7 protein-coding genes are annotated in these 7257 nt (G+C 67.1%); 3 read left to right on the top strand and 4 right to left on the bottom strand.

The window, feature by feature from the left end:
• Positions 1-230: 230 nt before the first annotated feature.
• Positions 231-1475 carry an MFS transporter gene (locus V5A38_RS06970; RefSeq protein WP_332325030.1) on the bottom strand — a complete coding sequence of 415 codons (1245 nt, stop codon included), beginning with the start codon at positions 1473-1475 and terminating at the stop codon, positions 231-233.
• A 68-nt stretch (positions 1476-1543) separates the two neighbouring features.
• Entirely contained in the window at positions 1544-2548 is a 1005-nt protein-coding gene (locus tag V5A38_RS06975) for a TIGR04024 family LLM class F420-dependent oxidoreductase (RefSeq protein ID WP_332325031.1), read from the bottom strand.
• 343 nt (positions 2549-2891) lie between these two features.
• Between V5A38_RS06975 and V5A38_RS06980 the strand changes: the two genes are divergently transcribed.
• Positions 2892-4382 (top strand): deoxyribodipyrimidine photo-lyase, encoded by a 1491-nt coding sequence (locus V5A38_RS06980; RefSeq protein ID WP_332325032.1) that lies wholly within the window; start codon positions 2892-2894, stop codon positions 4380-4382.
• Positions 4383-4415: 33 nt separating this feature from the next.
• Here V5A38_RS06980 and V5A38_RS06985 read toward each other — a convergent pair whose 3' ends face one another.
• Positions 4416-4559 (bottom strand): hypothetical protein, encoded by a 144-nt coding sequence (locus V5A38_RS06985; RefSeq protein WP_332325033.1) that lies wholly within the window; start codon positions 4557-4559, stop codon positions 4416-4418.
• An 89-nt stretch (positions 4560-4648) separates the two neighbouring features.
• Here V5A38_RS06985 and V5A38_RS06990 point away from each other — a divergent pair, with 89 nt between their 5' ends.
• Positions 4649-5269, top strand: coding sequence for a DJ-1/PfpI family protein (locus tag V5A38_RS06990; RefSeq protein WP_332325034.1), 621 nt, complete (start codon positions 4649-4651; stop codon positions 5267-5269).
• 8 nt (positions 5270-5277) lie between these two features.
• Here the strand turns inward: V5A38_RS06990 and V5A38_RS06995 are convergent, their stop codons facing one another.
• Positions 5278-6438 carry an MFS transporter gene (locus V5A38_RS06995; protein WP_332325035.1) on the bottom strand — a complete coding sequence of 387 codons (1161 nt, stop codon included), beginning with the start codon at positions 6436-6438 and terminating at the stop codon, positions 5278-5280.
• 154 nt (positions 6439-6592) lie between these two features.
• Here V5A38_RS06995 and sod point away from each other — a divergent pair, with 154 nt between their 5' ends.
• Entirely contained in the window at positions 6593-7195 is a 603-nt protein-coding gene (sod, locus tag V5A38_RS07000) for a superoxide dismutase (RefSeq protein ID WP_332325036.1), read from the top strand.
• Positions 7196-7257: the final 62 nt, after the last annotated feature.

A 7257-nucleotide genomic window follows, 5' to 3' on the forward strand; every position in this document is an offset into this window, starting at 1 on the left:
TTATTCCGATTCGAAACGCCCCGACTCCCGGGCCGACGCGACGAAGGTGGCGAGGAGGCCGAGGATGGCGGCTCGAAGGAACGACTGGGAGGGATTAGTCCGAGTTGCTGGCTCGCTCATGGAGGGCTCGAAACGAGCTGGAAGGCCGAACTATTTCGTTCTGTTGACTCGACGGGATTCGAGAAAACACGACAGGCCATCTCTCCGATCGGTCCAACCACTGGCCGCCGTCACCACTCCGTCAACGCGCCGGCGCCGTGGAAGTGGGTGAGCACAGCGGCGAACGTAATCACGCCTGTCAGCGCGAACGCGCCGCCGACAAAGAACACTGGCGCCATCCCGTAGCTTCCCATCAACCAGCCGCCGAGCATCGGCGCCACGACGCTGCCGGGGCGCCAGACCAGCTCCCGGATGCCGAAACTGGCGGCGACGCCACCCTCATCAGCCCCCTCGTCGGCGAACAGCGCCATACTCGCGGGCTCCCGAAACGCGTCGGCGATCCCCATCAGCCCGTTCAGCGCGACCAGCGGGAGGAACGCCCCGCTCAGCGTGCCGAGCAGCGGATACGTCTCGGGGAGGTTCAGCGCCGCACCGACGGCGGGGGTGAACGGCACGCCGAGTGCGACCAGGCCGTAGGCGCCGCCGCCGGCGAAGACGAACAGCGAGCGACCGAAGCGGTCCGAGAGCCGACCCGTGAAGGGCTGGCAGAGCATGTTCGTTATCTTCTCGCTCACGAGAACGATCGAGACGGCCAAGGCAGCGTACTCCAGTCCGCCGCGGGCCGCCGAGACGCCGGCAAAGAGCGGGACCCACGAGCGCACGAGCGTGACTGCGACCGCGTACTGCGCGCGGAAGGAGGTGAGCGTGATGATACGCTCGTTGAACGCGAGATCGGCAAACGGGTTACCGGTAGCCGTCGTCTCGTCGGGCGGCAGGAAGAACCAGACGCCCGCGAACGCCGCCGCGAAGATGACGACGATGATCGCGTAGATCGGGCCGAACCCCAGCGAGTCGTAGAGCGCGCCAGCCGAGAGCGCACCGACGATTGACGCCAAAAACCGGACGGAGTTGGCCTTCCCGATGCTGTTGGCCCGGTCGCCGTGGTCTGCCAGCTCCCCGACCAGCGAGAGCGTCATCAGCCCGGATCCGGTGACGGCGACCCCCTGCAGCGCCCGAACGCTGATGAACGTCACGCTGGAGTCGACCGCGACGAAGCTGATGTAGGCCAGCACGTTCGTCCCGATGACCCCCAGCAGCACCCAGCGCTTATCGTAGCGGTCGCCGGCGAGCGCGAGCGGGATGACAGCGATCGTCTGAGCGAGTGTGAACCCGGTGTAGAACAGGCCGACGGTGAAATCAGAGGGGTTCAGGAGGTTGACGTATTTCGGCATCAGCGTCAGCAGCGTCACGAAGCCGAAGCCGTTGGCAAACCGGGCGAGATAGAGCGACCAGAACTGCGGGCGTTGCTCGTTCACAGCGCCAGTCCGACGGAGCCGTGAAAAGGTGTTTCGTTTCGGAGGTTGACCCCCTCGGCACCGACGCCCTACTCGCCGGGTGCGAGTGCGTCGAGCGTCTCGTGAATCTCCTCGGTATCGGCACCGCGCGGGAACGACACTGCGACGGCGTCGATGCCGTCGATGGTGGCGAACGCGCGGAGACGCTCGCGGGCGGTGTCGGGCGAGCCTGCGGCCGAGAGCTCGTCGACCAGCGGCGCGATCGCTTCCGTCGCCTCGGCGCGCTCGCCGGCCTGCCAGGCGTTGTGGACCCGTTCGGCGGTTTCAGCGTGACCCTGCCGGGCGAGGGCGTCGCGGTAGAACGTCCCCATGCCACCGATGTAGAACGCCAGATGCTGCCGGGCGAGCGAGCGGGCGCGCTCCGCGTCGGCCAGCGCACAGCAGGGCAGCGAGAGCGTTACCCGCACCGCCTCCGGGTCGCGGTCGGCCAACTCGGCACCCCGCCGCAGATCGTCGAGTCGGTCCCGGAGTCCGTCGGGTGTGAAGTTCAGCGCGTGCCAGCCGTCGGCGAACCGCCCCGCGAGCTCGACCGCCTTCGGCCCCATGCCTGCGGCGTCGACCGGCGGCGCCGGGTCCGGTGCGTGACAGCGCAGCCGGAACCCGGAGAGGTCGAAGAAATCGCCGTCGTAGTCGACTGGTTCGCCCGAGAGCACCGCCTTGGTCACCTCGATAGCCTCGCGGGTGCGCCGCAGCGGGCGCTCGAACTCCTCGCCGTGCCAGTTCTCGATAACGGCCGGACCGGATGGGCCGACACCCAGCCGAAACCGGCCCTCGCTCGCCTCCTGGAGCGTGGCTGCGGTCTGGCCAAGCAGCGCCGGGGAACGCGAGAACACGTTGACGATACTGGTGCCGAGACCGACCGACTCGGTGTGCTCGGCGGCGAGCGTGAGCGTCGTGATTGCGTCCCGGCCCCAGGTTTCGGGAAGCCAGATCCGGTCGTAGCCTGCCGCCTCGGCGTCGGCGGCGAGTGAGATGATCGAATCCAGCGACGGCTGTGCGGCGACGGGAAGCGAGAGCTCCGTTACGGCGTTCATGGCTCACGGTGACAGGGAATGCACAAAAGGGTTGTCGGGTGTGTTCCGGAGCTATGTTAGAGGACCAGCGTCGGCGCGAGAGTACCGGCTGCGATGGCGGTCGACCGGCTGGTGACACGGTTGAACGGTCGATGAAACAGCGTTCGGTGAGCTCTGGCGGCCGGTACGCAGGCAGGCCTCGCGAGGACTACACCGGCGGCATCGAATCGGGAGCGTGACTCACGGTTGCGGGCCACGGGCCAGCCGGTGGGAGCCTATCTCAGTCTATCGGTTACCGACGGGTGGGTAATCGCTCTCTCCTCTCGACCGGCAGCTTCAGGAAGCCGCCGATGGATGCATCTGTATGACCCTATTCTGGCACCGACGGGACCTCCGGGTGAGCGATACCCGCGGGCTCACGGCGGCTGCGGAGGGCGGGGAGTCGGCAGCCCCGGTGTTCGTTTTCGACGACGCGGTACTCGAACACGGGAGCGATACTCGACTCCGGTTTATGCTCGATTCACTCGCGGAACTCCGTGAGGCGTACCGGGAGCGCGGGAGCGACCTGGTCGTCGCCCACGGTGACCCGGCCGACGTGTTGCCCGCACTCGCGACGGCGCTCGATGCCGATGCCGTCCACTGGAACGAAGATTACACACCCCTCTCGCGGGAGCGCGACGCGCGAGTCAGGCTCGCACTCGAAGACGCTGATGTCAAGCGCCGGTCCCACCACGACAGTCAGCTCCACGAGCCCGGCACGATCCGCACCAACGCGGGCGACCCGTACGCCGTGTACAGTTACTTCTGGAAGAAGTGGCGGGACCGCGAGAAACCCGACCCGTTCGGGAGGCCGAGTGGGGAGCGGCTCGCTGACACTGCGGCGTTGACTGCCGACGCACTTTCCGAGGACCCGGGAGTTAGCAGCGGGATGGTCGAGGAGTCGCTCCCGACTATCGAGGAACTGGGCTTCAGCGAACCCGAGGCCGACGTGCAGGCAGGGGGCACCGAGGCCGGCCGCGAACGCCTCGCGGCGTTCTGCGAGGGGCCGATTTTTTCGTACGAGGAGGACCGCGACTACCCGGTACGGGCGGGCAGTTCCCGGCTCTCACCGCATCTTCGGTTCGGGACCGTCGGGCTGCGGGAGGTGTACGCTGCGACGGAGTCAGCGATGGCCGAGGCCCGCAGCCGCGATGAAGGGGTGGAGGGGACGCCAGCACAGGACAGCGTCGAGGCGTTCCAGTCACAGCTGGCCTGGCGGGAGTTCTACACGCAGGTGCTCTACTTCAACCCTGACGTCGTGACGGAGAACTACAAGGAGTACGAGGCAGGAATCGACTGGCGAGAAGACGCCGAGGAACTGGCGGCGTGGAAAGCCGGCGAGACGGGCTACCCCATCGTCGACGCCGGGATGCGCCAGCTCCGAGCGGAGGCGTGGATGCACAACCGCGTGCGGATGATCGTCGCCTCCTTCCTGACGAAGGATCTGCTACTCGACTGGCGTGAAGGATACGCGCACTTCCGGGACCTACTGGCCGACCACGACACCGCCAACGACAACGGCGGCTGGCAGTGGGCCGCCTCGACGGGCACCGACGCCCAGCCGTACTTCCGCATCTTCAACCCAACCACGCAAGGCGAGCGCTACGACCCGGATGCGGAGTACATCAAGGAGTACATTCCCGAACTCCGCGGCGTCGACGCCGAGATAGTCCACCAGTGGCCGGAGCTTGACGACGACGAGCGCGAGCAGCTGGCGCCCGACTACCCGGCACCGATTGTCGACCACAGCGAGCGTCGGGAAGCGGCGCTTGCGATGTTCAAGCGCGCGCGTGGCGAGGAGCCTGAGGAGGCCTGAGACGCGACCCCAATCGCTTGCATGGTCATGGGGTCACCCGTGCGTTGCGGTATCCGTCGTCCCGAGAATCGTCTCGCAGTGGGGACACTGCCAGACGATGGGTTCCCCCCAGTCGGCGTCGATGAACGCGCGCTCGAGCTTCCGGACTTCCCGTTCGCAGGACGGACAGTTGGCCATGGGGTCGAGAGTAGATTCTCCGGCATTAACGTTTCCGTGAGGGGAACTGGCGCCGGTGTCCTTATCTCGCGGCGGACAAAGCTTCGAGCATGGGCCTCAGTATCGACGTGCTGCTGTTCGAGGGGTTCGACGAACTCGACGCGATCGCCCCGTTCGAAGTGTTCCAGAACGCTGCCGGCGCCGGCGCCGACTGCGAAGTCTCACTCGTCACGCGTGAGCCACAGGACCGGGTAACCGCCAGTCACGGCCTCGACGTCGGCGTCGACGGCCAGCTTGCAGAGCCGGGTGAGGCAGACGCTCCTGACCTGCTCGTCGTGCCGGGAGGGGGGTGGTCCTCAGGCGAAAATCGCGGCGTGCGCCGGGAGTACGACGCCGGTGACCTGTCGGAAGCCGTCGCTACTCACTTCGACGCCGGGGCGACCATCGCCTCCGTCTGTACGGGGGCGATGCTGCTGGAACGCGCTGGCATCCTCGGTGACAAGCCGGCGATCACCCACCAGTCCGCGGTTCCTGACCTTTCCGATGCCGGCGTGGAGGTGCCCGACAAGCGGCTCGTCGACGCCGGGGACGTCGTCACCGCCGGCGGCGTCACGAGCGGCCTCGACCTCGCACTCTATCTCGTCCAGCGTGAGTTCGGCGAGGCCATCGCCGACCAGGTGTCGACGGAGATGGAGTACGAGATGAGCGACGACATCCTGGTCAGGCGCTGAGCGCACGGCTACTCCCGGGCAATCATCGTCCACACGACGACGGCGGCGATGGCGGCGATGCCAGCCGTGATTGTCCAGCCCGTATCGTAGCCGGTGGCGTCGACGACCAGCCCGAACAGCGGCGGCGCCGAGAGCCCACCGAGGTTGATGGCGGTCTGGCCGCCTGCAGTCGCGGCGCCGACCTCGTCGTCGTCGACGAGTGCGGTCATAGTGGCGTAGTACACGCCCGGGAACCCCAGGATGAACAGCCCGAGAAAGCCGAAGGCCACCCACGAGACAGCCGTTGACTCGGCAGCGACAACCACGAGAAAGCCGACCGCCGAGAGCGCCGCTTGTGCGGTCAGAACGAGTGCGGGGCCGCGAGCCGGGCGACCGGGGAGCCGGTCGGCGAGTTCGCCGCCGACGAGGCGGCCCGCGCTCCCGGTCACCTGAATCGTCGCGAGGACGGCGCCCGCGATGCCCGCGGCCGCGCCGACGGACTCCGTGACGTGGAGCACGGTGTAGCCGGTCGTGGTGAACACCGCCGCCCCGAGGAAGAACCCCGAGACGATCAGTCCCTTGTACGCGGGGTCGTCGAGCAGGCCGCGGACGTCCGGGAACGAAAGTTCGCCCTCGCCGGGTTTCCCCGTGTAGCGCCACGCGGTGATTCCGGAGATGAGGACGGCGAACACCCCGGCCACGAGGAAGCCGGCCTGCCAGCCAAAGCGGGTGGCGCCGATGCCGGTGATGAGCAGCGCTGCGAGCGCGCTGCCGGCGGTGACGCCCACCTGTTTGACGTTCATCGCAAGCGCCTCTCGGCCCACAGGGGCGACGACGACAGCCGCCCGGTTCGTCGCCGGCATCGCCGCGGCGTAGGCGAGGCCGACGAACACCAGCGCGCCGAGCAGGACTGGGAACGAGCCGGCGAGACCGACCAGTCCCATCCCGGCGGCCAGGGCCAGTAGCCCGTACACCATCAGCGGGCGCTCACCGAACGCGTCGGCCGCGGCACCAGTCCCGAACAGCAACGCGGTGTAGCCGAGCATCACCGCCGTGATAGCTAACCCGGTCACCGCTCGCGAGACGCCGAACGTCGACCGAACGAACGCCGTTGCCGCAAAGATGGTGTAGAAGCAGAGACTCGCCGTCAGTTGCCAGCCAGTCACCAGCGAGACGCCGCGCCACGACATTACCACGTCCTCAACACCCACCACATAAGTCGGTAACTCTCTCGGAACCTGGCGTCAGGCGACAGAACAGACCGGCTTCGCTTGGCACACGCTAACAGTCGGCTCAGCAACCTTTAACATGAACCGCTCCACAGTTTCCGATGGTGAATTCACTATGAGCGATTACGAACTTCCGCCGCTTCCGTACGACTACGACGCGCTCGAACCGTCCATCAGCGAGCAGGTGATGACCTGGCACCACGACACCCACCACCAGGGCTATGTCAACGGCTGGAACAGCGCCGAGGAGACCCTCGCGGAGAACCGCGAGGCGGGTGAGTTCGGCTCTTCGGCCGGCGCCATCGGCGACGTGACCCACAACGGCTGCGGGCACATCCTCCACGACCTGTTCTGGCAGAACATGGGCCCGGACGGCGGCGACGAGCCAACCGGTGCGCTCGCCGACCGTATCGAGGAGGACTTCGGCAGCTACGACGCCTGGAAGGGCGAGTTCGAGGCTGCAGGCGGCGCCGCTGGCGGCTGGGCGTTGCTGGTCTACGACAGCTACAGTAACCAGCTTCGCAACGTCGTGGTGGACAAGCACGACCAGGGCGCACTCTGGGGCAGTCACCCCATCCTCGCGCTGGACGTCTGGGAGCACTCCTACTACCACGACTACGGTCCGGCACGCGGCGACTTCATCGAGGCGTTCTTCGAGGTAGTTGATTGGGAAGAGCCCGCGGCACGCTACGAGCAGGCCGTCGAGCTCTTCGAGTAAGCGAGTCGAGAACACGGAGCAGAACGCTTCGACCACCCTGCTTTTCTTTCGGCCGACCCGGG

It is taken from the genome of Halolamina sp. (assembly GCF_036626355.1).
Taxonomy (GTDB): Archaea; Halobacteriota; Halobacteria; order Halobacteriales; family Haloferacaceae; genus Halolamina.

What these genes read in the sequence shown, in the direction of transcription:
- V5A38_RS06990 (WP_332325034.1), top strand. Translation starts at nt 4,649, where the DNA reads ATGGGCCTCAGTATCGACGTGCTGCTGTTCGAGGGGTTCGACGAACTC.
- V5A38_RS06975 (WP_332325031.1), bottom strand. Translation starts at nt 2,548, where the DNA reads ATGAACGCCGTAACGGAGCTCTCGCTTCCCGTCGCCGCACAGCCGTCG.
- V5A38_RS06980 (WP_332325032.1), top strand. Translation starts at nt 2,892, where the DNA reads ATGACCCTATTCTGGCACCGACGGGACCTCCGGGTGAGCGATACCCGC.
- V5A38_RS06995 (WP_332325035.1), bottom strand. Translation starts at nt 6,438, where the DNA reads ATGTCGTGGCGCGGCGTCTCGCTGGTGACTGGCTGGCAACTGACGGCG.
- V5A38_RS06985 (WP_332325033.1), bottom strand. Translation starts at nt 4,559, where the DNA reads ATGGCCAACTGTCCGTCCTGCGAACGGGAAGTCCGGAAGCTCGAGCGC.
- sod (WP_332325036.1), top strand. Translation starts at nt 6,593, where the DNA reads ATGAGCGATTACGAACTTCCGCCGCTTCCGTACGACTACGACGCGCTC.